1 protein-coding gene and 1 pseudogene are annotated in these 1,459 nt (G+C 68.5%); both read right to left on the reverse strand.

What is annotated here, in order from left to right; genetic code table 11:
* A partial coding sequence (locus DFO47_RS21025; RefSeq protein WP_133832934.1) for a dihydrodipicolinate synthase family protein occupies positions 1–1,058 on the reverse strand: 1,058 nt, incomplete at its 3' end.
* Positions 1,058–1,459: pseudogene (locus tag DFO47_RS21030) on the reverse strand (gfo/Idh/MocA family oxidoreductase); the annotation flags it as partial. The gene DFO47_RS21025 and the pseudogene DFO47_RS21030, both read right to left, overlap by 1 nt.

A 1,459-nucleotide genomic window follows, 5' to 3' on the forward strand; every position in this document is an offset into this window, starting at 1 on the left:
GGCTGCTTGCCGTTGAGCCAGGACATGAACGCGATGCCCGTCTTGTAGTAGAACGTAGGGGCGCTGAAGATGTGCTTGCCCAGTTCGCGGGTGGAGTCGAGGATTTCGCGGGCTTTGGCGGCGTTGCCTGCGTCGTAGTTCTGCAGGGCCACCGAAGCGGCGGGGTAGATTGCCGCGAAGATGCCCAGCAGGGCGTCGGAGTGGTGGCTGCCATCGCCGTCGATCAGTTCCGGGTAGTTGAAGTCGTCGCCGGTGTAGAGCCGGACGCCGTCGGGCAGGGCCGCCCGCAGGGCCACCTCGTGGCTCGCGTCGAGCAGCGAGACCTTGACGCCGTCAACCTTGGCCGCGTTGTCCTTAATGAGGCCGAGGAACGTTTCGGTGGCCGTGGCAACGTCGTCCGATCCCCAGTAGCCGGCGAGGGCGGGATCGAACATAGTGCCCAGCCAGTGCAGGATGACCGGCTGGTCCACTTCCTGCAGCAGGGTGGAGTACACCTCCAGGTAGTCTTCGGGGCCGCGGGCCACCTTCGCCAGGGCGCGGGATGCCATGAGGATGACCTTGGGTCCGGCCTCGGTGACGACGGCGATCTGCTCGCGGTAGGCCTCCAGGACGGCCTTGATGCCGGCCTCGCCGGAGGGCAGGGCGTCGATGTCCAGCTGGTCGGTGCCTGCGCCGCAGGAGACCAGGTCGCGAACGGACTTGCCCGCGGTTGCGGCGTTGCCGGCCGAAACCACCGAGGCGGCTTCCACGCCTGTGCGCTTGATGAGCTGCTGGGTGGCGGCCCAGTCCAGGCCCATGCCGCGCTGGGCGGTGTCCATGGCGTCGGCCACGCCGAGGCCATAGGACCAGAGCTCGTGGCGGTAGGCCATGGTGGCGTCCCAGTCCAGCCGTGCCGGGGCACCCGGGGTATTGTCGGCGAGCACTTCAGGGATGACGTGGGCGGCCGCGTACGCCCGGCGTGCGGTCAGGGGTGCCGTGGGGCGGCCCCAGGGGGCGCCGCCCTGCAGCCGGTATTCCCTGGTGCCGCCGTCTTCGGAGGGAAGGATGAGGGAAGTCATTAGAGGGTGATCTCCGGGATGTCGATGGTGCGGCGTTCGTCGTTGGACTGCAGGCCCAGCTCGGCGAGCTGGACGCCGCGGGCGGCGGAGAGCAGGCCGAAGCGGTGTTCGCGGCCGGCGACGACGTCGCGGAGGAATTCCTCCCACTGCAGCTTGAAGCCGTTGTCCAAGTCGGCGTTGGCGGGTACTTCCTGCCACTGGTCGCGGAATGATTCGGTGACCGGAAGGTCGGGGTTCCAGACGGGCTTGGGAGTGTGGGCGCGCTGCTGGGCGACGCACTTGTTCAGGCCGGCGACGGCCGAGCCGTGGGTGCCGTCCACCTGGAATTCCACCAGTTCGTCGCGGTATACCCGGACGGCCCAGGAGGAGTTGATCTGGCCGATGACGTCGTCCCCGGCCGG

This window comes from Arthrobacter sp. AG258 (assembly GCF_004364695.1).
Taxonomy (GTDB): Bacteria; Actinomycetota; Actinomycetes; order Actinomycetales; family Micrococcaceae; genus Arthrobacter.